Genomic DNA, 26,238 nt, shown 5'->3' with positions numbered 1-26,238 from the left:
ACTGCTATTGCCGTTTTCTAGCCTTTAATGTTGATCTGTTCTCCCTCAAAAACAACCTGCTGTAATCCGAACGCATCATCAAACACAATTATATTGGCTGTCGCACCCGCTTCGATCCTTCCCAGATCTGTACGTCCGATTAGATTCGCCGGATACAATGTTGCCATACGCAAAGCCTCTTCCAGAGGAATACCAACCTGTAATACGGCATTCTTTACAGCCTGCAACATCGTCAGCGCAGAACCGGATAATGTCCCGTCCGGCAACACATAGTGATCTACATTCAGGATATGTTTATAAATTCCTTTATCACATCTGGCGACAGCATCTGTAATCATAAACAGACGTTCTCCCATTTGTCTTTTAGCCACTTTTGCAGCTTCATAATTCACATGAATACCATCCAGAATGATACTTGCACATGCTCGCTGATGATTGAAAACAGCACCAGGCAGACCTGTTTCACGATGATGGAAAGCCGACATCGCATTGAAGAGATGTGTCGCCGTCAGTATACCGCTATCAAATCCCGCTGTAGCTTCTTCAAAAGTCGCATTGCTGTGCCCTGCACTCAGTAGAATACCTCTCTCCAGCAAAAGAGACAGACAATCAGCATCCAGTAATTCGGGGGCCACAGTCATCATTTTAACCAGCGCCTTATGGTCATCATTCAACAAGTGTGTGATCTCTTCTGCTGTAGCTTTTATGATCAGCTCTTCAGGATGTGCGCCTCTTTTTTTCGCATTCAGGAAAGGACCTTCCAGATGAAGACCCAATGCTACCCGCGGCTCATACTTATTTACAATGGCAATAGCCGTTTTGAATACATCGATAGTATTAGTGGCCAGACACAAGAGGTAAGAGGTACAGCCTTGTTTCAGAAGTGTATCATCAATCTTAGCCAATGAATCACTGGTCAGCTCAGCGGAAAACAGCTGGTCACCTGCGCCGTAGATCTGAAGATCAATCAGTCCCGCACTCACCAATCCTCCTTTTGCGTCTATAACCTTTGCTCCGGCAGGAGGCTGTTCGTAAGGTATGATAGAAGAAACCTTATCATTTTCCAATACGATGATCCGGTCAGATAATATTTCGGTACCTGTAAAGATACGCCCGTTTACAATTACAGTTTTTGTATGCATGATGCCTGAATTTTGAGAGATATAAAGATAAGGATTGGTAATGTCAATGAAGGTGTGTAAATTAGCTTAATGGATTCTTTTAACAAAAAAGACAGCGAAAAACCTGTCAATTCGAATATCAGACTGATGCGAAATATCAATATTATAGCCATCACGATCTTCGTACTGGCTATTCTTTTCAAGGTTATCCAACATTTCTTTTTTAAGTAAACGCTAAACGCATGTCAGAAAAAATTATTTTAAACACTGAAAAAGCGCCCGCAGCTATCGGGCCTTACAACCAAGCCATCAAAGCAGATAAAACATTATATGTATCCGGACAGATTCCTTTGATTCCGGAGACAATGGAACTTATCACATCAGGAGTCCGCGATGAAACACATCAGGTACTCAAAAATGTAGAAGCTATTCTAAGTCATGCAGGATATTCTTTTAAGGATGTAGTCAAAACATCTATCTTCTTAAAAGATATGGGCGATTTTGCTACTGTCAATGAAATATATGCCCAGTATTTTGTAGATGCTCAGCCTGCACGTGAATGTGTTGCAGTAGCGACATTACCCAAAAATGTAAACGTAGAAATATCAGTCATTGCCTGGAAAGCATAGTGAATAACGAAATAAAACATACAGAAAGCCGCGGAAAGTATTTCTTAGCGGCTTTTTTAGCCCCTTTCATCTGGGGATTTATGTCTATCCCTGTTCGCTGGATACGCGGTTGGCCGGCTGAAGATATCCTTTATTTTCGCATACTGACGGCCATGCTTATCCTTTGGATATTCATCCTCATATTCCGGAGAAAAAAATTAAAGGAAGATATTTACCATTATAAAGAACTGGTCCAAAAAGACAAACGAAAATATGTCTGGCTCACTATACTGGCCTCTTTATTTATCTTTGGTAACTGGTATACCTATATCTACTGCATCAATCATATCAGTATTCAGGCCGCAGCATTTGCATATATGTTATGCCCCCTCATTACCACAGCAGCGGCCCACTTTATTCTCAGAGAAGAATTGAGCCTGATTAAAAAAACAGCTTTATTCTTTGCGTTATGCAGTGTCATTATGCTGGCTACCGGCTCATTGATTGAAGTATTATGGTCTATAGCGATAGGTGGATTATATGCTTTCTACCTTATTATACAAAGAGTCGTACAAGGATTTGACAAATTAAACATTCTGGCGATACAGTTGCTGTTGTGCATGGTTATCGTCATACCTAAATTATTATTCAATCATCATGCCCTGCCCACTGCCCCGGTATTCTGGTATACGACATTCATTATAGCACTGTTATTTACGATCATTCCCTTGTATCTGAGCATGTTTGCACTCAACAAAATATCCTCCTCAACTGTTGGCATAATGCTGTATATCAACCCGATAATAGCTTTCTTTTTAGCCGTATTCTATTTCAAAGAACAGGTCGATCCGCACAAATTCTGGGCCTATGGTTTGCTTATCGTGGCATTGCTACTCTTCAATTCAAAGGTCCTGACAAAAATTCTGAAAGGTTAAAAACACATACCTGAATAAAATTTTACTCAAAAACTGACAATAATAAAACAAAAAAGTCGTTAAAGTGTACTTATTTTAGCATCCGCTTTTTTAGCGTTGCTAAATGCTTTTAACACACAAAATATAAACTGTAATTGTCACTTTATCTGTTATCCGGTTATATCGTAATTAGTGGTTCCTTTTCCTTCAAAAACGGCAACCTGCTATATTCCCCTTTCTGTAAGAAAACGGTGCGACAATTTTTTACACACGAGACGCATCCCACCTGATATTCAACGCCGACTTAATTAAAAACAATAAACAATTATATCATTTGATAATACACTATCTTAAAATCACCAATATATGGGTCTTACTACTATCAAATTACATGAATTGCTCAAAGCGACTTTAATAGTACTACTATTAAGCTTGGGCAGCAGCCAGGTATTTGCACAGGCACGGCAAATCAAAGGGCTTGTCCTTGACGGACAAAATCAATCTCCGATCGCAGGAGCTACCATCAAATTGGTCGGGACAGAACAGGCTGCTTCCTCCGACCAGAACGGAACGTTTACAATCAATACGACTTCCACATCAAACACGTTAAGTGTATCTTCTGTAGGCTATGAAACCAAAACAGCAACTGCTGCGGCAAACGGAGCACAGGTAACCATCGTGCTGACACCCAGCATGCAGGAACTGGAAAGCGTAGTTGTAACAGCATTGGGTATCAACCGTGCACAGAAATCATTAACCTATTCTACACAGCAGGTTAATTCGGAAGAATTAAACCGCGTAAAAAGCCCCAATCTGATCAATACTTTAAACGGTAAGGTTGCCGGGGTCAATATCGCTCCAAGTTCTTCAGGTCCCGGAGGTTCTGCGAAAGTAGTTCTGCGTGGTAACAAATCCGCATCCGGAAACAACCAGGTTCTGTATGTTATTGACGGGGTACCGATCAACAACAGTACACTCGGAACGCAGCCAAGCAATGTCTTCGGAGGTGAGCGCGATCCGGGAGATCCCATTGCACTTATCAATCCGGAAGATATTGAAAATATATCCATCCTGAAAGGTGCATCAGCTGCAGCCTTGTACGGTAGTCAGGCCGCAAATGGTGTAATCCTCGTAACAACGAAATCAGGAAAACAAGGACGTACAGTAGTGAATTTTTCATCCAGTGCAACTTTGGAAACACCGGCTTACACGCCTGAATTCCAGAATAAATATGGACAGGGTTCCAACGGAGTAGCAAGTACGACAGGTTCTTCCAGTTGGGGAGAGGAAATCTCCGGACAGAACTACGACAATGTAGGGAAGTTCTTCCGCACAGGTAATAATTTCACCAATTCCATTACCTTATCCGGAGGAAACGAAAAAAATCAAACTTACTTCTCATACGCTAATACGCAGGCTCAGGGAATCACTCCTAATAATGATCTTTCCCGACACAACTTCAACTTTAAAGAATCTGCAAACTTCTTCAATGATAAACTAAAAGTAGAAGGAGGGGCAAATTATATCACACAGAAGTTAGAAAATGCACCTCAGACCGGTTTTTATTTCAATCCGATTGTAGGGCTCTATCTTCTTCCGAGAAGTATTGATATCTCACCCTATAAAGACTTTGAAAAATTCAATCCTGCAAGAAATCTATACGATCAGAACTGGTTTTCTATAACAGATAATGAGACCACACAGCAAAACCCGTGGTGGATTGTCAATCGTAATCAGAATTCTTCCGTACGGAATCGCCTTCTCCTGAGCGGTAGTGCAAAATATACAGCTACACCATGGTTATCTGTTCAGGCTCGTGGTAGCCTCGACAGAACAAGCGAAGTCTATGAAAGAAAAGTGTACGCAGGAACACAAAGCATCCTTTCCAGACCAAACGGAAGATACGATTATACAAATACCACTATCACACAACAATATGCAGACTTAGTCGCCAATGTCAATTTCGATGTGACAGACAAATTCAAGATCTCCGGTGTGGTAGGAACCAGTATCACCGATTGGAAAACAGAAGGTGTTGATTACAACAGCGGACAGGAAAGTCTGAAGATCCCGAATGTATTTACACTTCAGAATTCGACAACTCCCCGTCCTTCGACACTCTCCGCCATGAGAAGACAATTACAGTCTGTATTTGCAAGTGCCAATCTATCGTATGACAACTGGTTATACTTAGACCTTACAGCACGTAATGACTGGTCAAGCACGTTAGCTTTTACCGGCAACAAATCCTTCTTCTATCCTTCTGCCGGTCTGGGTGTTGTACTGAATGACAAACTGAATTTGCCATCGTTTATTAATATGGCGAAGATACGAGGATCATTTGCGCAGGTAGGTAATGATCTGCCGCCATACACAACGCTGCTCACCAACAGATTGGATCCGTATGCGGTCCTTACCCTAAACGATATTGCATTCTTAAGAGAACTGAAACCGGAAATGACCAACTCTCTGGAGATCGGTACAGAATGGAGAATGTGGAATAACCGTCTGGGCGTAGATGTGACCTATTACAAAACGAACACAAAAAATCAGTTCTTTAAGATCGCAGCCAGTCAGGCGTCATTCTACAATCAATATGCAATCAATGCCGGAAATATTCAGAATCAGGGTATAGAAGCATTAATCAGTCTGGATGCCGTTAAATCAGAAGATTTTAACTGGACGACAAGCATCAACTATTCTTACAATAAGAATAAGATCATTGAACTGGATGACAGAATCAAAGATTTCTCTCTTACAGGAGAAAGCCGTAATAACTACGCTTCTAAATTCGAAGTTGGGGGCTCATTCGGAGACATCTACGGACAGGATTTCCAGAAAGATGATCAAGGGAGAATCATTGTCAGCGATGGTATACCTCAAAAAAATTCAAACTATACCAAATTAGGAAATGCCAATCCACTTTGGCAAATGGGCTGGAATAATAATTTCAGCTACAAAAATCTATCGCTTAGCTTCCTGATCGATGGTAAGTTTGATTACGAAGTAATGTCCGTGACACAGGCTGTCCTGGACGGATACGGTGTATCCAAAGCTAGCGGAGATGCACGTGAAGCAGGAGGCGTAGCGATCAACGGTGTTACACCGGCCGGAGTTCCTGTCACCAGCATCGATGCAAATAAATGGTATACTTCTACAGGTGGGATAGGTCCCGTTACCAGCAACTATATCTATGACGGGACAGTGGTTCGACTGAGAGAATTGACATTAGGTTATGACTTCAATATCAAACAAGGCTTTATTAAGAAATTAAAAGTTTCGGCAGTAGGACGTAATCTGTTCTATATTTCCAAAAAAGCACCTTTTGATCCGGAAGTTACTATGTCTACAGGAAATACACTAAGCGGTGTAGATATCTTTATGATGCCTGCAACACGCAACTACGGACTTACTTTAAATGCGACTTTCTAATCTGGACTATCATGCAAAAAATTAATATAAAAAAATACGGAAGCTATTTATTATTCCTTTCGTTATCAGCCGGAGTACTAAGCGGTTGTACCAAAAATTTTGAAGAATATAACACGAATAATATCGGGGTGACAGATGAAGACCTCAAACTTGACGGACAGGATCTGGTCTTATTCTTTCGTCAGGCACAAATGGCCATCTACAATTTTTCAGGTGGGGGCGATCCAAACTCCTATCAGGTACAACAGAATCTGAATGCAGACGTATTTTCAGGATACTTCATGTCTCCGACACCTTTCAACAGCGGTCAGAACAATCTTAATTATGCTTTAGTAAACGGATGGAACGGGGAACCTTTCAAAGTGTTATACGTCAATGTACTCAACTCGCTGAATAAGCTCGAGAAAAATGAGCTGGCTAAAACATATCCGGCACTTTGGGGATCTGCTTTAGTCGTGAAAGTTGCAGCAGCCAGCCGTGTAACCGACATTTACGGTCCGATTCCTTACAGCAAAGCGGGTATTACAGGAGATATTCCATATGACAGTCAGGCAGATATCTATACCAGTTTTTTCAGCGATCTGGATGCTTCCTCAAAAATACTGCAGGACTACATCACGAATCCATCTGCGAGTCCTGTTCCGGATAAAATTAATGATATTGACCTGGTTTATAAAGGAGCTGACAATACCGCACGTTTCAGAAACTGGCTCAAATTATCCAATTCCCTTCGTTTGCGCTTAGCTATGCGTATTGTAAAAGTAAATCCGCAATTAGCACGTGAACAAGCGGAAAAAGCCCTTAACCCTGCAAATGGCGGAGTAATAGAAGTAAATACCGATAATTTCAAGATCAATATTCCAACAGATGCTAACTTCTCCAACCCATTATTCTTTATTGCAAAAAACTGGGATGACACCCGTATTAATGCATCCCTGGAATCATTTATGGTAGGTTATCAGGATCCCCGTATCTCCAGATACATGGATAAAGCCACTGATCCTGCATTTGCAGGACAGTACAAAGGGATACGCGCCGGTGCAGACGGTATAGAAAAAGATAAGTATAAATCTTATTCATCATTAAATACAACCGATGGCAATCCTTCTTTTACTGCGACTACAGCTCCGGTACTCATGACTGCTGCTGAAATATACTTCCTGAGAGCAGAAGCTGCGCTCCGGGGATGGGCAAATGCAGGTGGCACAGCACAATCGCTATATGAGAAAGGAATAGATCTATCCTTCCAGCAATGGAATGTCTCATCTCAATTGAACAACTACATTCAGGATAACACGAATATACCTGTCAAATATACAGATCCCAAGAATACGAAAAATGACGCCCAGGCCATGACAGCAATCACCATCAAATGGGATGAGTCAGCAAGCAATGAACAAAAGCTGGAACGTATCATCACACAGAAATGGCTAGCCATATTCCCTGAAGGACAGGAAGCATGGAGTGAATACAGAAGAACAGGATATCCGAAAATATTCCCTGTTGTGGTCAACAACAGCGGAGGCACGATCAGTACGGCTGTACAGATCAGAAGATTGCCTTTCCCGCAAAATGAATACAATGCCAATGGTGCCGAAGTGCAAAAAGCCATACAGTTACTTGGTGGTGCCGACAACGGGGGCACCCGTCTGTGGTGGGACAAAGAACAAGGAAATTTCTAAAAATCCTTATTCATATCTCTGTATAATGCCTCTGATCTTATTGATCAGGGGCATTACTATTTTTATTAAAATAACAATACAGCTGTAGCAAAACTATTACAATCACCGTCTCACTCTAAAACCATATTATTATTGTTATGAAAATCAAAGCCGTATCGATCTCGATACTTTCGATCCTTATTCTCACACTAATGGGCTGCAAGAAAGAAGGAGAGTCCTATGAAGAGCTAAACAGACTAGCCAACCTCAAAGTTCAGGAAGCCATACAACTTACTAAAGATCGCTCCTGTGGCAATCTGAATGAATGGCGCATAGACACCCTCTATAACTATGGTTATTTCCCGGTGCACCCAAGTTTTGAACAGGATTACAAAAAATTAGTACAAGAAGCGAGTGAACTCTTCACAAGAGCCGGCAAGCTCTATAAAGGGCCGGTACTCAATACCGCCAGAACGTCAATTGCCGTCCTTCCGCCTCACTTTGGATTACGTTGTACAGAAGGCAGGATTAAAGTGGTCACTGCCAATGATTTTGACTTAACAGAGGTCAATGATCGTTTACAGAAACTTTTCCCGGAAATCAGAGACTTTTTTAAAGAGCAGACATGTAGTTCGGCTACAGGATGGTATGTGACTACGATACGAAAAGATTGTGAATTTGTATCAATAGCCTATACACAGACTGACAGATTTAGAGAGTTCTCTAAGAGAATGGAAGAGTATGCTCACCTGTATTATCGCAAAACAGTTTTGGATAAGTCTATGAATTGTCCGTCTGTCAATGATAAACCGGCAAAAGGAGTAGCTTGTGAGAATGGTAAACCTGCTGTTAAATACTAAATCAGTATATATTATGAATATTATGAAACATAGAGCACTTTCAGCATCGCTGGTCTTTATGGTAATCCTGATCTTTTTTAGTTGTAAAAGAAAAGACTGCTGTATTCCTGATATCCCCAATCCGTATAAAAACTTTAGTCAGGAACAATTAGAAAAACTTTCAACAGATTCTTACAAAAAGATAAATGAGTTAACAACCAGTATCCCCTGTACCGACCCCACAGATTGGAATATGACCGATATGCGCACAGAATGTGGATTATCACACATTGTTTATCACAAAAGCCTGGACAGAACAAAACTTGAGCAGCTGATCTACAACCATAATCAGATTATGGAAATATATGCGCCTATGGTCGCTCCTGTTATAAATTGCATGGCTTATCAAAAGCCATCAGGAATCATTTGTCAGAACGGGAAAGCAACATTAATCTATAATAACACCAAAAACTAATTATGAAAAGAGTATTAAGCACCCTCCTTTTATTGTCCGGGATCCTGGTTTTGGGCTGTAAAAAAGATCCTGGTTACGAAGAATTAAGGCGTCTGGCAGACGAAAAGTTTCAGGAAATAGTACAACTGACACAAAGTGTAGCATGCGGAGATCCATCCGTCTGGAAGATCGCTACTATTTACCAACTGGGGCCGGTATATCTTCCGGTACACCCAAGTTTTGAAGAGCGCTATAATAAACTTGTAGAAGAATATCATGTTCGCCGCAAGCGCGCTGATAATGCTCCGGATGCTCCTCCGATTCCTTACCTTGATTATTTTGAAGCCTATCCACCGATCGGAATACGATGCAAGAACAATAAAGCTGAGCTTTATTATGCTAAAGATATGACATTGCAGGAAATTGAGGAGGAACTACCAAAATATTTTACAGAAATAGTGGATTTCCATAAGAATGATCCTTGTACGAATCCCAATTTGTGGAGAATAGGATATATCCGGCAAGACTGTAAATATATCGCTGTACTCTACAATGAAAACATCAGAGGAGAAGAGTTTTACAAAAAAGGTCGTCAGTATGAAAGTCTGTATGCACAGAAAAGAAAACTTCAGGCCTCCCCTCCCTGCAGCAATCAAAATGATAAGCCCGCAAAAGGAGTAAGCTGTGAAAATGGAAAACCAGTCATACAATACTAACCGTTTTTAAAGCATTTTTCTTAAATTAGCCACTTAGCAGAAATGTAATTGCAGTGGCTAATTTATCTTTAATAACACCCATAGAATATCTCAAAGGCGTAGGCCCTCAAAAGGCCGACATACTCAAAAAAGAGTTGCAGGTTTTTACTATAGGTGATCTGCTGGAATATTACCCTTTCCGCTATATAGACCGCACTCAGTTTCACAAAATTCATAAGCTACATCCCGATATGATCGGCGCCCAGGTATTGGGACGACTAATTGGCCTGCAGGAAGTCGGTGAAAAAAGAGGGAGAAGGCTGGTCGGCCAGTTTAGAGACGATACCGGATCAATAGAACTCGTCTGGTTTCAAAGTATTCCCTGGCTGAAGAAATCACTTAAAATCGGCTCTCCATATATTCTCTATGGGAAACCAACCGAATTTAACGGACATATCTCCATTACACATCCGGAGATGGAGCTCTATAATGCACAGGAACAAAAGATCGGAAATCAAAGTCTGCAACCTGTTTATTCCTCTACAGAAAAGCTCAAAAAATTCAACCTTGACACAAGGGGTATACAGCGTTTACAACAGACCGCCCTGGAAACAGTATACCGTAGCATCGGAGATATGTTGCCGCCCTATCTCATACAGGAACACCGGTTAATCGACTATCCGAAGGCTTTACTTGCTATACACTTTCCAAAATCACAGCAGGAACTCGATCAGGCCATCCGAAGATTGAAATTTGAAGAGCTGTTTTTTATACAACTTCGTCTCTTAAACAACAAGCAGCTTAATACCCTCAAATTTAAAGGTCACCGCTTTGATCAGGTCGGAGAAAAGGTCAATACATTTTTCAATGAAAAACTCCCCTTTCCACTGACCAATGCGCAAAAAAGAGTAATTAAAGAAATTCGTCAGGACACCAATACCGGCGCCCAGATGAACAGACTTGTCCAGGGAGACGTAGGCTCAGGGAAGACTGTTGTAGCCCTGATGAGTATGCTGCTCGCCATAGACAATGGATTTCAGGCCTGCATGATGGCTCCCACAGAAATTCTTGCTACACAACACTACGCCAGCGTAAGTGAACTGTTAGGCGAGGGATTCGCAAAAGTCCGCTTGCTGACCGGATCTACACCCGCCAAAGAACGTCGGATTATCCATCAGGAGCTCGAAGAGGGAACACTGGATATACTTATAGGTACCCACGCACTCATCGAAGATAAGGTACGATTCAAAAATATTGGTTTTGTAGTTATTGATGAACAACACCGGTTTGGAGTAGAGCAGAGAGCCAAACTATGGCGTAAAAATGTCATACCTCCGCATATGCTCGTGATGACAGCTACACCTATACCACGCACATTGGCGATGACCATGTACGGCGATCTCGATATATCGGTCATTGATGAATTGCCGGCAGGCCGTAAACCGATCAAGACGGTGCACTTTTTTGAAAGCTCCCGGCTGCGCATGTTTGGTTTTATGAAAGAAGAGATCGCAAAGGGCAGACAGGTATATGTCGTATTTCCCCTGATTAAGGAAAGCGAAAAGCTGGACTTGCTCTATCTGGAAGCAGGGCTTGAAAATCTGCAACGTGAATTCCCGTTGCCACAATACAAGATCAGTATCGTTCACGGAAAGATGCCAGTGAAAGATAAAGATTTCGAGATGCAGCGTTTTATAAAACATGAAACACAAATCATGGTAGCAACGACCGTGATCGAAGTAGGAGTCAATGTACCGAACGCATCTGTCATGGTCATCGAAAATTCCGAACGATTTGGGCTATCCCAGCTTCACCAGCTGCGCGGGCGCGTAGGAAGAGGTGCAGAACAATCCTTCTGTATCCTTATGTCTGGCAACAAACTAAGTAAAGAAGGTCGTTTACGACTGGAAACAATGGTTCGCACCAACGACGGATTTGAAATTGCAGAAGTCGATTTACAGCTTCGCGGGCCCGGAGACATCTCCGGAACACAACAATCCGGTGTATTAGACATGAAGATTGCCAATCTTGCCAGCGATCAGGCGATTCTTTCAGAAGCCCGGAATACAGTGATCAGCATTTTCAAAGAAGACCCTGCTCTACAGTTGGAGAAGAATATTTTACTTAGCGCTTACCTTAAACAACGTGCTCCCGGTATCTCCTGGGACAAAATCTCTTAAAAAACAACTATCTTTGCATTATGCTTTAAGCAAGATGCTTCCGGCAAACAAAATTGCGTAGGAATCTGTTAATAGTATACCTGTTTTCAAATCTCCTGTCGCTATTATTCTTAATACTATTATATGGCTAGAACCAAAATATACGATACCGCATTAAAACCCGAAACTGCAGTACTGATCTCCGTCATTACTCCGGATACAACAGAAGCCAAAGCCCGTGAGTATCTCGAAGAACTGCAATTTCTGGTCGAGACTGCCGGAGGGATTACCAACGGTATTTTCACACAAAAACTCGCTTATCCGGATAAGGCAACTTTTATCGGAAGTGGCAAAATGGAAGAAATCAAATCTTACATCGATGCAGAAGAAATCGATATGGTAGTGTTTGATGATGAATTAAGCCCTTCTCAACTGCGCAATATCGAAAACTTTTTCAAAGTAAAGATTCTGGACCGTTCCAATCTGATTCTGGATATATTTGCCAGTCACGCCAAAACAGCACAGGCAAAGACTCAGGTAGAGCTGGCTCAGCTTCAATACATCCTTCCCCGATTGACACGCATGTGGACGCACCTGGAGCGTCAGCGTGGTGGTATCGGTATGCGTGGTCCGGGTGAATCTCAGATAGAATCCGACAGACGGATGATCCTGAATAAGATCTCCCTGTTCAAAGAACGTCTCAAATCCATTGATAAACAGAATGAGACACAGCGTAAAAACCGTGGAGAAATGATCAGAGTGGCATTAGTCGGATATACAAACGTTGGAAAATCAACCATTATGAATATGATTTCCAAATCTGACGTACTGATCGAAAACAAACTCTTTGCAACCCTGGACACAACAGTCAGAAAGGTTGTAATCGATAATTTGCCATTCCTGCTGTCCGATACCGTAGGGTTTATCCGCAAGTTGCCTCATCATCTGGTCGAGTGTTTCAAATCCACATTAGATGAAGTACGGGAAGCAGATGTACTGATTCACGTCGTAGACATTTCTCACCCCAATTTTGAGGACCACATTCACGCTGTCAATGAGACGTTAAAAGATTTGGGAGCATTAGACAAACCGGTTATTACTGTATTCAACAAAATCGATGCTTACAAACCGGCAGTTGAAGAAGGAGACGAAGGTGAAGAAAGAGACGAAGGTGAAGAAAGAGAAGTAACACTGGAAAAATTCAGAAATAGCTGGATGGGAAAAAATTCAGATCCGGCCATCTTTATCTCAGCAACCAATAAAACGAATGTTGAGGAATTCAAGCAAAAGCTTTACGACATTATTGTCGAAATGCACAATGCCCGATATCCATATAATAATTTGTTGTATTAGCGAAAGGCCGTAAGCGATAATTTAACAAAGAGGGATTTGAACTCACATCATCATTTCCCTCTGCCGATAAAAACAAAACGTTACAGATTAAGCGAAAAAAAACAGTCAGTCAACAGCTTACAGCCTTTTGCCTACGCACATCATATGAACAAAAAAGTACAATTCACGGACTGGGGTTTGCAGGATTATCAGGATGCCTGGAACAGACAAGAAGAGATTTTCAAAAGTATATTGGACATCAAGCATGATAATCGTGTCAACGAAGCGTATACAGAGACCAATAACTATCTCATCTTTACTGAGCATCCTCATGTATACACCTTAGGAAAAAGCGGTCACCCGGACAATCTTTTATTAGATGAGCAGGGCCTTGAAGAAAAACAAGCCACCTTCTATAAAATAAATCGCGGCGGAGACATCACCTACCACGGTCCCGGACAGATTGTAGGCTATCCGATTCTGGATCTCGACAATTTCTTCACCGACATTCACCTGTATCTCCGTACATTGGAGGAGGCTATTATTCTGACCCTCGCAGACTATGGAATTCCGGCAGGCAGATACCCCGGATATACCGGCGTATGGATAGATCCTGATAATGACAAAGCCCGCAAAATATGTGCAATGGGTGTGCGCGCCAGCAGATGGGTCACTATGCATGGATTTGCCTTCAATGTAAACGCAGATTTGAGTTATTTCGGAAACATTGTTCCATGTGGAATAGATGATAAAGATGTGACTTCTATGCAGCGTGAACTTGGAAGAGAGATAGATATCAACGAAGTAAAAGACAGATTAAAGAACCATCTGGCAGACCTGTTCCATATGGAACTGATATAAATATTCCAGATCAGCAACAGTACTAAATCAATTCCTTCAGGAGCAAAGCATGAAGATCAAACAATTCGGTCTCCGCAGACCTGGTCGCTATGGACAGTTTGATCTCTGAGCAATGCGGGGCAAATGTCTGTTCCACCAACTCTACACTGTTATTTTCTCCCGAAAGATGAGTTAATATCAGGTGCTTCAGCCTGCTACTGCGGCAATTATTGAAAATTTCCAGAGAAACAGTATTGGAGATATGCCCCCATCCGCTACTGATTCTGTTTTTCAGATAATAAGAATAGCGCCCCGTACGAAGCATTTCCTCATCATAGTTAGATTCTAACAGCAGAATATCCGCATGCTGAATAACATATCTGACATTATCGCAAGCCCGGCCGATATCGGTCAGGATACCGATATTATACTGTCCGTCAGAAACAAGAAAGCTGCAGGGTTCCTTCGCATCATGATATTTGGGAATACCATATACCGTCAGTTCCCCTATCTCCACTTTATCATCAGGCTTGATTACATGTACCAGATGAGAAGGGAGATGTAACCGGCTTCCGCGATAACTTCCTTCAGTAATATACACCGGAAGATTGTATTTTTTGCTAAAAACCGATAGCCCGCGAATATGGTCGGTATGTTCGTGTGTTATAAAAATTGCTTTTATAGTATCAGGCTGAATCCCCAGATTCCCCATGCGCAGATGGATATGCTTACTGTTTATCCCGGCATCAACCAGAATCGCAGAATCATTCTTCGCCACGTAATAGCAGTTACCGTTACTGCCTGATGCTATAGCACTATACTTCATTCAAAACAAAATTAAAAAATATCCGGCAAGATCATATGCCTTTAACATTCAGGAAGACTAAGCGGAATATGTACAGCCAATCCACCATCTGCCGTTTCTTTATATTTCACATTCATATCCTGTGCGGTATCCCACATCGTTTTCACCACGGCATCAAGACTTACTTTTGCCTTATCCGGATTAGAACGCAGCGCTAACTGCGCAGCAGTGATTGCCTTAATTGCCCCCATGGTGTTCCGTTCTATACAAGGCACCTGCACAAGCCCACCGATCGGATCACAGGTCAGTCCCAGATGATGTTCCATGGCAATCTCCGAAGCCATCAGTACCTGCCGTTGAGATCCACCCAGACATTCGGTCAGCGCTCCGGCAGCCATTGCAGAGGAAACCCCAATCTCAGCCTGACAACCGCCCATTGCCGCAGATATAGTCGCTCCCTTTTTAAAAATCGAACCGATCTCAGAAGCTGTAGCAATAAATTGAATAATCTTACTCTCATCAAATCCATTGTGAAAAGTAATAAAATATTGAAGCACCGCCGGAATCACCCCCGCAGCTCCGTTTGTAGGCGCCGTAACGACACGTCCAAATGAAGCATTTTCCTCATTTACGGCCAAAGCAAAGCAACTCACCCAATCCAGAATATAATCAAAATCTTTTCCTCCTTCACGTATAGCCTGTACCCAACTCTCAAAATCGACATAACTACGGCCATTGATCAGTTTTTTATTCAGTTTTGCAGCACGTCGTTCCACGTTCAATCCGCCCGGAAGGACACCCGAAGTATGACAACCTCTGTAGATACATTCTTTAATAGCTGTAAAAATACGAAGTACTCCGGCTTTAGTCTCTTCTTCGCTACGCCAGGCGCTCTCATTCTCCATGACGACATCAGAAATCTTCAAACCCGTACGCATACAGGCCAACATAAGCTCCTGAGCAGTATCAATAGGAAAAGGCAAATCTATTTCAGATAAGAACCCGGAATCGTCACCCTCCTGAACAACAAAGCCACCGCCGATTGAATAGTAGGTTTCACTCACCGCCTTTTCACCTTTCAAAAAAGCCTGAAATGTTACCGCATTAGGGTGAAAAGGAAGACTTTCCTGAAATAAGAACAACAGGTCTTCTTTAAAAGAAAAAGGAATAACATGTTTCCCTGCTAGCACCAGCTCATGAGCTGCTTTGATATGCTCGACCTTAGGAGTGATCTGATTCACATCACAGGTCACGGGATCATCTCCGCTCAGTCCCAACAGGATTGCAATATCGGTTCCGTGTCCCACTCCGGTCTTTGCCAGTGATCCGTACAATAAGATCTTGACAGCTTCTACATCACCCAACACACCCTTATCTTCTAAGACTTTGGTAAACTGCTGTGCAGCACGCCATGGACCCAATGTATGCGAACTGGAAGGCCCTACCCCAATCTTAAACATATCAAATATAGAAATCTGCTCTTTTGCCATTTTTTAGATCAACAATTTAATCGTCACAAAAATATGATATATTCCATTACAAATATCATATTGAAAAGGTTATTTCAACACGAATTATTGTCATTTTTATAAACAATGGTTTTCCCCCGGCACATTCCGAAAAATTAACACTATTTAACACCCTCATACCTGTACGTAACAAGTCAGTTACCCGCTGTTTGTTATCTTTGATGCCTAATAGTTGTGGGGGATTCAAAAAACATGTTGCACTTTCGAAAGATAATCATTCTAATTCTTTTCATCAGTCATTTCCCGTATCAGGCCATAAGCCAAAATTCTCCGAAACGGGAACTTCGGGGTGTGTGGATTGCTACGGTAGCCAATATTGACTGGCCAAGCAGGGACAATGAAAGTAGTGAACGGCAAAAGCAAGAACTGATCAATATTCTGGATGCACATCAACGTGCCGGACTGAATGCGATATTCTTCCAGATCAGACCTGCTGCAGACGCATTTTATGCAAAAGGAAGAGAACCCTGGAGCAGATATCTTTCGGGTGTACAGGGTAAAGCACCTTCCCCATTCTATGATCCGCTCGAGTTTGTCATTGAAGAAGCACACAAAAGAGGAATGGAGCTGCACGCGTGGGTCAATCCTTACCGCGCATCGACAACACTGAATCCTGCCCATTTTTCCAAAGATCATATTACCCGTACAAAACCGGAATGGTTTTTTAAATATGGCGGAAAATACCTGTTCAATCCAGGATTGCCTGAAGTAAGGCAATATATTATAGATGTCATCATGGATGTCGTCAAAAACTATGATGTGGACGGGATTCACTTCGATGACTACTTCTATCCTTATCCGGATGCCAGAAATACTGCACTACCTGATGCCCCTACTTTTCATCAATTCGGACGAGGCTTTGCCAATATACACGACTGGCGCAGAAACAATGTGGATCTTTTGATCCGTGACCTCGGAATAGCAATTAAAAAGGAAAAGCCTTTTATCAAATATGGAATCAGTCCCTTTGGGATTTGGGACAATAAAAGAGATAACCCGGATGGCTCCAATACGAGCGGACTCAGCGGCTACCGCACACTGTATGCCGATGGAGTCAAGTGGATGAAAGAAGGCTGGATAGATTATATCAATCCACAAATCTACTTCCCGTTTAATAACAGGGCCGCAGCATTTGAAATATTACTGGAATGGTGGGAAAAACATACGTATGGACGTCATTTCTATGTAGGACATGGGGCATATCGTGTAACTGAAAAACGTCCGGGATGGACAGATAAGGGACAAATTCCAAAACAGGTGCGTCATCTGCGGGATCAACATGAGGTACAGGGAAGCATTTACTTCAGCTCTAAATCGTTGATGGACAATCTGGCAGGCCTGCGTGATTCCATGCAGTATGATCTGTATCGCTACAAAGCACTTCCACCAACAATGGCATGGATAGACAGTATTCCTCCACAATCCCCTTACGGATTACAGGCCCATGTGTCTTCAAACAGAAAGTCAGCTACACTTGTATGGCAAAAGCCGAACGATGAACAGATCTATGGCTACATCATTTATCGTTTTGAAAAAGGAGAAAATGTCAATACAGCAAATGCAGAACGTATCTTACAAATATCTTACGATGACAGCTACCTTCAGTATACAGATAATACTATAAAACCGGGAGGACATTATTTTTATGTAGTGACTGCTATTGACCGAATGAAGAATGAAAGTAATATCTCTAATATTCGGGAAGTCATACTCCCCTAATACAATAAAAAAGTGGCGAATCATGTAAGAATGATTCGCCACTTTTTTTAATACGCTAAACCTTAAATTCCTGTTCCGTATTTATAATTTTCGTTGATCGTTACCGGCAGTTTACCTTTAGGCTTGATCTCTCTGAAGATAGCTCTGACTGCAGCTCTTTGCATAAACCAGTCATTCTGATACCCCATGAGTATAGATTGACTTTTCTCTACACCCGGCAGATCAGCCAATGCGTAAGGATTCGTAAACAGACAGGTAATCGCTTTTCTCTTTGCTAATTTAGCAATCACTTCTTTTACTTCAGGGCTAAAAGGAACCTCACTGCGCGGACGTGAACGATCATCGTGAATCGCTACGATCAACTGCTTATGTCCTTTCGCATTTTTAAAGATCTCCTGTAGTGCTTCTTCTTTTTCATCTCCTTTGATGTAATATATATCAGACTCCGGAAGACGGGCTTTCATTTCTTTTTCGAAATCCTGTGCCGCAGTAACACCTATACTTACAATGGCTGTTTTTTGCTTTGGCTGAAAGGAATACAGACGGTTATTAGAATTCAGCAGTGTAATGGATGCATCCGCTAATCGCTGTACCAGTTGTTTTGAACTCGTTCTGTTCAGGTCATCGTACAGATAGTTAGTACTGATTACACGCTTACGGTTCAGACCAACCCACAATTTTGCAGCAAGAACCTTCTTTACACGGGCATCCAGATCAGCTTGTTTGATACGGCCATCTTTGATTGCTTTTTCGATCAACCCAATAGCACGGCCACTGTTTTCAGAGACTTCCAACAAATCATGACCAGCAATAATAGCCTGAACATCTGCTTCTCCGTTTGGAAAAAATTTCTTCACGCCACTCATATCCATGGCATCTGTAACCGTAAGACCCTTGAAGCCCAACTGATCTTTCAAAAGTCCTGTTACCACAGGTTTGGATATAGATGAAGGCATATTAGGTGTCGGATCCAGACTTGGAATATTCATATGCGCAACCATGACAGCTGGTGCACCATCTTTGATCAACTGTCTGAAGGGATACATTTCCAACGTATCAAGACGCTCTTTACTGAATTTCAACTGCGGCAAATCATGGTGTGAGTCCACATCCGTATCTCCATGCCCCGGAAAATGCTTTAATGACGCAATAATCCCCCCGTCAACCATACCGTCCATATAAGCTTTTGCTTTCTTAACGACATTGTATTTATTATCACCGAATGATCTGAAATTGATCACCGGGTTTTTAGGATTATTATTAATATCAACTACTGGCGCAAAATTAAAATGCATGCCGATACGATGAAAATCTTTAGCCACCTCTTTACCCATCTGATAGATCAGAGACTCATCCTGAATCGCTCCCAAAGTCATTTGATAAGGATAAGAAATTGTAGAATCCGGCATACGCATACCCAGCCCCCATTCACCATCAAAAGTCATCAGCAATGGCACTTTGGCAACAGCCTGATAACGGTTAAACATATTGGCATGACGCACAGGTCCGCCCTGAAAAACAACCAGACCACCCAACTGTTCTTTTTGAATCACGGTAGCCACAGAATCTATATATTTCTGGCCCAGATTCGTATGTGCACGGACAAGAAACAATTGTCCTATTTTCTCTTTAGGTGAGAGGGTATTGAATACAGAATCAACCCAGGCGTGCTTTTGATTAATAAAGGCAACAAAATTTGGGTTAGACTGTGCTTTAGCGGCAATTGAAACAGCCACAAAGGCAAGCCCTAAAACCATTTTTCTAAATATCATATGCTTTAAAATTAATTAGGTACCACGAATTACGTCAAATAAAATTGATTTTTAAAACTATTTGTGCGTATTGCAACAAAAAAGATGCACAAAAACGCAAATTGCTACAAAAAAATATAGCTTATAACAGATCGTATTTTTTCTCCAAAAGAATAGCCAGATCCAGGGATTGGTCAATCTCACCGCTGGCTTCTTTTTTCCAGAGCGAGTCAATAACAATTAATAAAAACTGTGTTTCAAGTTCCGGATTTTCATATCCGAGTTCCTCAAATGCCCGGTTAATAATAGGCTGTACAGGTTTCATAAATTGTTCGTGTTGTTGACGCGAAAAAGAATTATGAGACAGACGTTCCTGCAGCTTCCAGAAAATAGGTTCTTCAGCCACCAGTTTACTTGGCAGAAAAATCATATTTTTGAGAAAGTCTTTTGGATTTTTGTAAGTCATCATACCCTTATGATACATCAGTACCCTACGGTATCCGGATTTGATCAGATGAAAAAGCAGCGCATCTTTATTTCCAAAATGCTTAAAAATCAAGGCCTCTGAGACTTCTGCATTTTGAGCAATAATTTTTGTCGAAGTATCCGCATATCCTTTCTCAGCAAAGAGAGCCAGAGCCTCCTTCATTATCCTTTCCTTGCGACTCATCGCATTATCTTTCATGTATCTTTATTGCTATAAATATTACAAATATACCTAATCTTTTTATATTCGCACAGGCATAGTCGAAGAGGATAACGGATTGTCATTATTTTTTTTACAAACGGTATTCTTATAAAAAGGCTATTACATCAACCTAAATTTCAATGAGACACCTTGCGCTTGTCAGTATCTTTCTGTTCCTGTCCTTATCGGCTGTTGGTCAAATCCGGATTTCAGGTAAAATCACGGATAAACAGACATCCCAACCTATCAAAGGGGCCAGTATTTCTATTCTTAACAGCAAAGATTCAACGACCCTGAAAGCTCCCAGTGATGAGGTGGGCAACTATACGTTCAACAACCTGGAACAAGGCACCTATGTCATCAATATCAACTTCATGGGGTATAAACAGGATATGCGAAAAATTACTTTGGGCAGCACAGCTGCAACTGTCAATTTTCAGATGGAATCTTCGGAGATCATGTTGGATGAAATAGAGATTACAGCCGAAACCGTTGCGCTGAAAGGTGATACAATGGAATTTAATGCCAATAAATATGCAACAGCCAAAAACTCGGATGCAGATGAACTGATCAGGCAGATTCCCGGAGTAGAAATTGATGAAGACGGCAATGTGAATGCCCACGGAGAAGCCGTAAAGAAGATAATTGTAGACGGCAAAGAATTCTTCAGCACCGACCCTAAAATTGCGCTCAAATCTCTCCCTGCAGACATCATAGACAAGGTACAGATCATCGATGATAAATCTGAACAGGCTAAATTCTCAGGGTTCGATGATGGTAAACGGGACAAGGTCATCAATATCGTTACCAAACCCAATCGCAAAAGAGGATATTTCGGTAAAGCAAACGGCAGTCTGGGAAATGATGAAAAGTATGCGACCAATATCAATATAAATGGCTTTCAGAATGACAAACGTTATTCCCTTACAGCAATGGCCAATAATACCAATGAGACCAATTTCGGAGAACAGGGACGCGGAGGCAACAGAGGAGGGAATTCAAATGTTGAGCGTGGCCTTTCCAAGACATACGCAGTAGCAACAAGCGTCAACAACAGCTATTTGAATCAAAAAATGCAGGTAAGCGCCGATTACAATTTTAATTCGACCAATACCAATATCTTTACAAATTCCCTAACCAATTACATACTCGGTTCACGGGCAAACCAGTTAAGAAAACAGACTCAGAATTCAGATAACGGATCCGTAAGTCACAATGCCGGAGCAAGGCTGCACTGGGATATAGATTCAACGCAACGTATAGATTTTGCTCCACAATTATCTTATACCTCCAATGACCGTACTAATTTTAACATAAGCACGACTCTTAATCAGCTTCAGGATACCATTAACACATCGGACCGGAGAAATCGGAATAATAGCAACAACTTTAATATATCGGGCGCACTTACTTATATGGTACGACTGAATAAACCCGGAAGGACATTATCTGTTAATTTAAACGGCAATCATTCCTCCAACAACAGTGAGGGACGCACATATGCGCTCAATCAATATTATAAAGATGCACTGTTAAATCGTATCGACACCAATAATAATCAGAATATCTCTGAAGGCTATGGAAACGGAATAAACGGAAGACTGACGTTCACTGAAAATATATCCAAATTCAGCCGGTTACAGGCTAATTACAGTTACCGCAACACGGCAAATTATTCTGACCGCAAGACTTTCGAATTTTTGGAAGAAACCGGACAACTGGGACAGCTGAACGAGAGGCTGTCAAATGAATTCAGAAATGATTTTGATTTTCACAGCGGTGGGATATCTTATTTATTCTCTAAAAAAGACAGTCTAACCTTTCAGATTGGGGCAAATTATCAATATGCTTCCCGCAAAAATGACAAGACTTTTCCTAAAAATGTCATTACCACTTCCGGGTTCAGGAGCTTTTTGCCGGAGATGAATATCACTTATCACATCAGTAAAGAAAAGCGGCTGGAATTAAAATACAATACCGCGACTAATGCCCCTTCTATAAATCAGTTGCAAGACTTTATAGACAATCAGAATGCCTTACGTATTCAAAACGGTAATCCGGATCTGAATCAGGAATATAAACATAATATCAGTTTTCAGTTCAGAGATATCAAAAAATCAACAGGACGAAGTTTCAACTCCAGCCTCAACTTTGAATACATACAGGATAAGATCGTCAATTCGATCTTGCTCACAGATACAGCTGTACAAATCACAGACGAGATTATCTTAGGTGCAGGTGGACAGTACATCAGACCGGAGAATGTTAACGGAGCTTACTCCGTCAGGATGACAAACAGTCTGGGTTTACCGATCAACAAATGGAAACTGAATCTCAATCTGAATAATAATCTTTTCTTCAATAACAATTACTCCATACTAAATAAAGACTTGTTAAATTCCAGATCCTATGTTATACGTCAGCGAGTAGGAGTATCCAGTAACTTCGGTAGAAAGACAGTAATTGGACTTTCCTACAACGGCAACCTGACCTTTACTGAAAACCCGTCATTACAGGTCAAAAAATATAATGTGTACAACCATACCATCAACAATAATGCATCTGTAGATTTCTGGAAAGGAATGTTTGTGACTTCGAATATAAACTACATGCTTAACGGAGGTGTACAGAATACTTCCGGTGTGCAGACTGTCATCTGGAATGCCTCCATAGGCAAACGGTTCTTTCAGAAAGAAAATGCGGAATTGTCTTTAAAAGCGTTTGACATTTTCAATAAAGCAAAAAATGTCAACAGGCGTATAGATGAATTCTCCATTTCAGACGTGCAGTCCAACACACTGACCCGCTATTTTCTGTTGAGTTTTACATACCATTTACGCAAATTCGGCGGACAGGAAAGCAAAGGGTCACGCGGACCGTCTAATTCGCGCGGAGAACGGGGAAGAGGCCGAGGAAACCGCTAAATCAACCTTCCGCCATCTTCTTCAAATGATCTGGCAAGTTTTTCAAACTGAGCCGGATCTATTGCTTTTGTAGCATCGGTAAGGATTGCAGTCTTAAAGCCAAGAGACAAAGCATCTTTAGCCGTAAAGTACACACAATAATCTGCAGCCAGACCGCATATATGAACTTCTTCAATAGTTCTGTCACGCAGATATCCGGCAAGACCTGTATTTTTCCGGCGTCCGTTATCAAAAAAACCACTGTAACTATCAATTTCCGCATCCATTCCTTTTCGGAAGACAGCTTCTACCCGATCCATATCCAGTTGTTCATGAAATGCAGCACCACTACTTCCCTGCACACAGTGCGTAGGCCACAGTCGCTGCTCCAGACCATTAAGTTCAATCACCTCAAAGAGGCTTTTACCAGGATGTTCCGCAGCAAAGCTTTTGTGATGAACAGGGTGCCAGTCCTGCGTTGCTACAATAAGTCCATAATCTGACTGAAGCCCGTTAATCAAAGGAATAATCTCATCCCCGTGTTCTACAGCCAGCGATCCTCCCGGCAGAAAGTCATTCTGCACATCCACTATAATTAATGCTTTCATCGTTATTCATCTATGGTTAACATATAACCTATCCCTCTGATATTAATAATCTTGATCCGTTCATCCTTAATAAGGTACTTTCGCATTCTACTGATAAACACATCCAGACTTCTTCCCGTAAAGTATTTGTCCTGACTCCAATAAGCTTTAATAATCTCTTCTCTGGGAACTACTTTGTCCTTATTTTCAAATAATCTGCGTAACAATTCACTTTCCCGAAAGGATAGCTTCTCTTCCATGTCCTCAAATGTCAGCAGATGCTTCACATGATCCAGGACATAATTTCCTATTTGCAATTTAGGAACAGATTGTGCCCGGTTATAGTATTTAAACAAAGCTTCTATCCTGACAATGAGCTCTTCTATCTTAAATGGCTTTTTGATATAGTCATTGGCTCCCAGATGAAACCCCGCAACGACATCTTCCGTCTGAGTCCGTGCTGTCAGAAATATAATAGGTACATCCGTATCCATTCCTCTTACCTTCTTTGCCAACTCAAAACCATCCATCACAGGCATCATCACATCGATCAGCAAAAGATCATATTTTTGCTCCTGAAAAGTGGAAAATGCTTCTCCGCCATTATCGCAATGTGTCACCGCAAACCCATGAGACGCCAGAGTATCTGACAGAATCATGGCCAGCCCCGCCTCATCCTCTACATACAAAATACTGATCATAACTACGCTTTAGGAATACTGATCGTAAATATACTACCTTTATTTAATTCACTGACGAGAGAAACAGTCCCTCCATGTTGTGTAATCATTTGTTTTACATACGATAATCCCAGACCAAAGCCCTTTACTTCATGAAGATTCCCTTCCGGAACCCTGAAAAAAGCATCAAATACATCCTTTTGATATTCTGAGGCAATACCTTTTCCATTGTCTTTCACACTGACTTCTACCGACTGAGGCAATTCTCTGAGAGTGACCGTTATCAATACCTTCTCCCCGGAATACTTGATCGCATTATCCAGCAGGTTACTGCATACATTCTTGAGATGCGCTTCATCCGCAAACAGCATTACCGGCCTCTTTTCGCAATCAAAGACAATCTCAATCTTCTTTTTAAAATTAAGCTTTGCAATCATAATACAACGCTCCAGCAGATCTGCAATATCAAATGTTGTATATTGTAAATTGACCCCTTTTACTTCGTCAATATCCATTTGCAGAACTTTTTCAATCATATCCGAAAGATGCTGAAGCTCATTTCTGGAAACCTGAAGATACAACTCCATTTTAGCCTTATCATCTTTGACACCATAGGTCTGAATCGCTTCTACGGCAGCCATCACAGTGGATACCGGCGTCTTGAGCTCATGCGTCATATTGTTCACAAAATTCTTCCGCAGCTGTGCCATTTTATTCTGCCGGAATATCGTCAGCATCAGATAAAGAAAAGATCCTACCAGAGAAGCCACCAGAACAATAGAAACCAGCAATTGCCATCCTATACCAAAAAGAAGATAACGCCAGGTATTTTCAAATTTGACCACCACAAACTGTCCCCGTTCCGGATTGACTAATGTAGGTCTGGTCCACATCAGCTTTTGGGCTTTCGTATTTGCACGGAAAGTCGACACTTCTTCCCTGCTAAGCTGCAGCAACTCTACTCTGAAATCTGTATGGATACCTTTATCTGTTAATGTGGTCTTCAGTCTGTGACAGACGGTGTCCATTACTTCCTTATCAAAATCAAAGTCCTTGAACAGATAAGGTGGGATAATCTGTGAAGGTCCCTCGTCATTACGCTCTTCTCCCCGTCGGGGCGCGTTATCCCTGAAACCTTGCATATATGAAGATTTCCTTGAGCTTTCCTCAAAATTCTTTCGTAAAGAATCAAAATCTATTTTTGGAAATTTCTCCTGCAGATAGCCGACAAATGACTTTCTGCCTCTTGCCTGAGCTGAGCGAAGAGAATCATCTACATTGATCTTGCTCTGATATACATCCTGTATAACATTAAACATTGATCTTTCTGCCGAGGAAAGAAACAGATCCCGGCGGTTCTGATAGCTCCCGTAAAGCCATCCAGACAACACCAGAATAACGCCCAAACCCGTCAGGATCATGACTGTTATTACCAATTTATACCTTTTCACCATAATTAAAAAACAAATTTAAATTAGTAGCTTTGCTTCACGGTTATGAATTAACCTAATTTAACAAAAT

Annotated in this window: 21 protein-coding genes; 13 read left to right on the top strand and 8 right to left on the bottom strand. The window is 41.5% G+C overall.

Going from position 1 to position 26,238, the window contains the following annotated elements:
- Positions 1–17 precede the first annotated feature (17 nt).
- Positions 18–1,142, bottom strand: a complete 1,125-nt coding sequence (gene nagA / locus I6J03_RS09980) for an N-acetylglucosamine-6-phosphate deacetylase (protein ID WP_003012911.1) — start codon at positions 1,140–1,142, stop codon at positions 18–20.
- Positions 1,143–1,211: 69 nt separating this feature from the next.
- Here nagA and I6J03_RS09975 point away from each other — a divergent pair, with 69 nt between their 5' ends.
- The 11 genes from I6J03_RS09975 to lipB all read left to right on the top strand — a co-directional run bounded on the left by I6J03_RS09975 (position 1,212) and on the right by lipB (position 14,076).
- On the top strand, positions 1,212–1,352 hold the full coding sequence (locus I6J03_RS09975) for a DUF6728 family protein (protein WP_003000088.1): 141 nt from the start codon (positions 1,212–1,214) through the stop codon (positions 1,350–1,352).
- Between the two features lie 11 nt (positions 1,353–1,363).
- A complete protein-coding gene (locus I6J03_RS09970; protein WP_003000090.1) occupies positions 1,364–1,750 on the top strand; it encodes a RidA family protein in 387 nt (128 codons plus the stop codon).
- Positions 1,750–2,664, top strand: a complete 915-nt coding sequence (locus I6J03_RS09965; protein WP_003012914.1) for an EamA family transporter — start codon at positions 1,750–1,752, stop codon at positions 2,662–2,664. The genes I6J03_RS09970 and I6J03_RS09965 overlap by 1 nt, the downstream gene beginning before the upstream one ends.
- Positions 2,665–3,009: 345 nt before the next feature.
- Positions 3,010–6,075: a SusC/RagA family TonB-linked outer membrane protein gene (locus tag I6J03_RS09960; RefSeq protein ID WP_003012916.1), complete on the top strand. Its 3,066-nt coding sequence runs from the start codon at positions 3,010–3,012 to the stop codon at positions 6,073–6,075.
- An 11-nt stretch (positions 6,076–6,086) separates the two neighbouring features.
- Positions 6,087–7,757: a RagB/SusD family nutrient uptake outer membrane protein gene (locus I6J03_RS09955; RefSeq protein ID WP_003012919.1), complete on the top strand. Its 1,671-nt coding sequence runs from the start codon at positions 6,087–6,089 to the stop codon at positions 7,755–7,757.
- Between the two features lie 137 nt (positions 7,758–7,894).
- Positions 7,895–8,596 carry a hypothetical protein gene (locus I6J03_RS09950; RefSeq protein ID WP_003012922.1) on the top strand — a complete coding sequence of 234 codons (702 nt, stop codon included), beginning with the start codon at positions 7,895–7,897 and terminating at the stop codon, positions 8,594–8,596.
- Between the two features lie 22 nt (positions 8,597–8,618).
- Entirely contained in the window at positions 8,619–9,050 is a 432-nt protein-coding gene (locus I6J03_RS09945; protein WP_232279875.1) for a hypothetical protein, read from the top strand.
- 2 nt (positions 9,051–9,052) lie between these two features.
- On the top strand, positions 9,053–9,745 hold the full coding sequence (locus I6J03_RS09940) for a hypothetical protein (RefSeq protein WP_003012928.1): 693 nt from the start codon (positions 9,053–9,055) through the stop codon (positions 9,743–9,745).
- Positions 9,746–9,798: 53 nt separating this feature from the next.
- Positions 9,799–11,904: an ATP-dependent DNA helicase RecG gene (recG, locus tag I6J03_RS09935; protein ID WP_003012931.1), complete on the top strand. Its 2,106-nt coding sequence runs from the start codon at positions 9,799–9,801 to the stop codon at positions 11,902–11,904.
- Between the two features lie 123 nt (positions 11,905–12,027).
- The gene (hflX, locus tag I6J03_RS09930) at positions 12,028–13,236 is read left to right on the top strand and encodes a GTPase HflX (RefSeq protein ID WP_003012934.1); all 1,209 of its coding nucleotides are present in this window, start codon (positions 12,028–12,030) and stop codon (positions 13,234–13,236) included.
- Positions 13,237–13,380: 144 nt separating this feature from the next.
- Complete coding sequence (lipB, locus tag I6J03_RS09925; protein ID WP_003012936.1) at positions 13,381–14,076, top strand: lipoyl(octanoyl) transferase LipB; 696 nt, start codon at positions 13,381–13,383, stop codon at positions 14,074–14,076.
- A gap of 22 nt (positions 14,077–14,098) precedes the next feature.
- On the opposite strand, the gene I6J03_RS09920 is transcribed toward lipB, so the two are convergent.
- Entirely contained in the window at positions 14,099–14,881 is a 783-nt protein-coding gene (locus tag I6J03_RS09920) for an MBL fold metallo-hydrolase (protein WP_003000120.1), read from the bottom strand.
- Between the two features lie 41 nt (positions 14,882–14,922).
- Positions 14,923–16,350, bottom strand: a complete 1,428-nt coding sequence (locus I6J03_RS09915; RefSeq protein ID WP_201694341.1) for an L-serine ammonia-lyase — start codon at positions 16,348–16,350, stop codon at positions 14,923–14,925.
- 231 nt (positions 16,351–16,581) lie between these two features.
- On the opposite strand from I6J03_RS09915, the gene I6J03_RS09910 reads away from it, so the two are divergent.
- Positions 16,582–18,108 carry a glycoside hydrolase family 10 protein gene (locus tag I6J03_RS09910; RefSeq protein WP_201694340.1) on the top strand — a complete coding sequence of 509 codons (1,527 nt, stop codon included), beginning with the start codon at positions 16,582–16,584 and terminating at the stop codon, positions 18,106–18,108.
- A gap of 62 nt (positions 18,109–18,170) precedes the next feature.
- On the opposite strand, the gene I6J03_RS09905 is transcribed toward I6J03_RS09910, so the two are convergent.
- A complete protein-coding gene (locus tag I6J03_RS09905; RefSeq protein ID WP_003012952.1) occupies positions 18,171–19,880 on the bottom strand; it encodes a glycoside hydrolase family 3 protein in 1,710 nt (569 codons plus the stop codon).
- A 121-nt stretch (positions 19,881–20,001) separates the two neighbouring features.
- Positions 20,002–20,544 carry a TetR/AcrR family transcriptional regulator gene (locus I6J03_RS09900; protein ID WP_003000135.1) on the bottom strand — a complete coding sequence of 181 codons (543 nt, stop codon included), beginning with the start codon at positions 20,542–20,544 and terminating at the stop codon, positions 20,002–20,004.
- 143 nt (positions 20,545–20,687) lie between these two features.
- Between I6J03_RS09900 and I6J03_RS09895 the strand changes: the two genes are divergently transcribed.
- Positions 20,688–23,471, top strand: coding sequence for a TonB-dependent receptor (locus I6J03_RS09895; RefSeq protein WP_003012957.1), 2,784 nt, complete (start codon positions 20,688–20,690; stop codon positions 23,469–23,471).
- On the opposite strand, the gene pncA is transcribed toward I6J03_RS09895, so the two are convergent.
- Genes pncA through I6J03_RS09880 form a run of 3 tightly spaced genes read right to left on the bottom strand, consistent with a single transcriptional unit; the run spans position 23,468 to position 26,171 of the window.
- Positions 23,468–24,058, bottom strand: coding sequence for a bifunctional nicotinamidase/pyrazinamidase (pncA, locus tag I6J03_RS09890; protein ID WP_003012961.1), 591 nt, complete (start codon positions 24,056–24,058; stop codon positions 23,468–23,470). The two genes, I6J03_RS09895 and pncA, sit on opposite strands and share 4 nt — an antisense overlap.
- A 2-nt stretch (positions 24,059–24,060) precedes the next feature.
- Complete coding sequence (locus I6J03_RS09885; protein ID WP_003012963.1) at positions 24,061–24,738, bottom strand: response regulator transcription factor; 678 nt, start codon at positions 24,736–24,738, stop codon at positions 24,061–24,063.
- Positions 24,739–24,740: 2 nt separating this feature from the next.
- Entirely contained in the window at positions 24,741–26,171 is a 1,431-nt protein-coding gene (locus I6J03_RS09880) for a sensor histidine kinase (RefSeq protein WP_003012967.1), read from the bottom strand.
- Positions 26,172–26,238: the final 67 nt, after the last annotated feature.

Origin of the sequence: Sphingobacterium spiritivorum (genome assembly GCF_016724845.1) — a bacterium.
Lineage (GTDB): Bacteria > Bacteroidota > Bacteroidia > Sphingobacteriales > Sphingobacteriaceae > Sphingobacterium > Sphingobacterium spiritivorum_A.
The sequence above is the reverse complement of the archived record's forward strand: the minus strand, read 5'-3'. Positions and strand labels throughout refer to the sequence as shown.

Coding starts and splice junctions, on each gene's coding strand:
- nagA (WP_003012911.1), bottom strand. CDS start 1,142: ATGCATACAAAAACTGTAATTGTAAACGGGCGTATCTTTACAGGTACC.
- I6J03_RS09975 (WP_003000088.1), top strand. CDS start 1,212: ATGGATTCTTTTAACAAAAAAGACAGCGAAAAACCTGTCAATTCGAAT.
- I6J03_RS09970 (WP_003000090.1), top strand. CDS start 1,364: ATGTCAGAAAAAATTATTTTAAACACTGAAAAAGCGCCCGCAGCTATC.
- I6J03_RS09960 (WP_003012916.1), top strand. CDS start 3,010: ATGGGTCTTACTACTATCAAATTACATGAATTGCTCAAAGCGACTTTA.
- I6J03_RS09955 (WP_003012919.1), top strand. CDS start 6,087: ATGCAAAAAATTAATATAAAAAAATACGGAAGCTATTTATTATTCCTT.
- I6J03_RS09950 (WP_003012922.1), top strand. CDS start 7,895: ATGAAAATCAAAGCCGTATCGATCTCGATACTTTCGATCCTTATTCTC.
- I6J03_RS09945 (WP_232279875.1), top strand. CDS start 8,619: ATGAAACATAGAGCACTTTCAGCATCGCTGGTCTTTATGGTAATCCTG.
- I6J03_RS09940 (WP_003012928.1), top strand. CDS start 9,053: ATGAAAAGAGTATTAAGCACCCTCCTTTTATTGTCCGGGATCCTGGTT.
- hflX (WP_003012934.1), top strand. CDS start 12,028: ATGGCTAGAACCAAAATATACGATACCGCATTAAAACCCGAAACTGCA.
- lipB (WP_003012936.1), top strand. CDS start 13,381: ATGAACAAAAAAGTACAATTCACGGACTGGGGTTTGCAGGATTATCAG.
- I6J03_RS09920 (WP_003000120.1), bottom strand. CDS start 14,881: ATGAAGTATAGTGCTATAGCATCAGGCAGTAACGGTAACTGCTATTAC.
- I6J03_RS09915 (WP_201694341.1), bottom strand. CDS start 16,350: ATGGCAAAAGAGCAGATTTCTATATTTGATATGTTTAAGATTGGGGTA.
- I6J03_RS09910 (WP_201694340.1), top strand. CDS start 16,582: ATGTTGCACTTTCGAAAGATAATCATTCTAATTCTTTTCATCAGTCAT.
- I6J03_RS09905 (WP_003012952.1), bottom strand. CDS start 19,880: ATGATATTTAGAAAAATGGTTTTAGGGCTTGCCTTTGTGGCTGTTTCA.
- I6J03_RS09900 (WP_003000135.1), bottom strand. CDS start 20,544: ATGAAAGATAATGCGATGAGTCGCAAGGAAAGGATAATGAAGGAGGCT.
- I6J03_RS09895 (WP_003012957.1), top strand. CDS start 20,688: ATGAGACACCTTGCGCTTGTCAGTATCTTTCTGTTCCTGTCCTTATCG.
- pncA (WP_003012961.1), bottom strand. CDS start 24,058: ATGAAAGCATTAATTATAGTGGATGTGCAGAATGACTTTCTGCCGGGA.
- I6J03_RS09885 (WP_003012963.1), bottom strand. CDS start 24,738: ATGATCAGTATTTTGTATGTAGAGGATGAGGCGGGGCTGGCCATGATT.
- I6J03_RS09880 (WP_003012967.1), bottom strand. CDS start 26,171: ATGGTGAAAAGGTATAAATTGGTAATAACAGTCATGATCCTGACGGGT.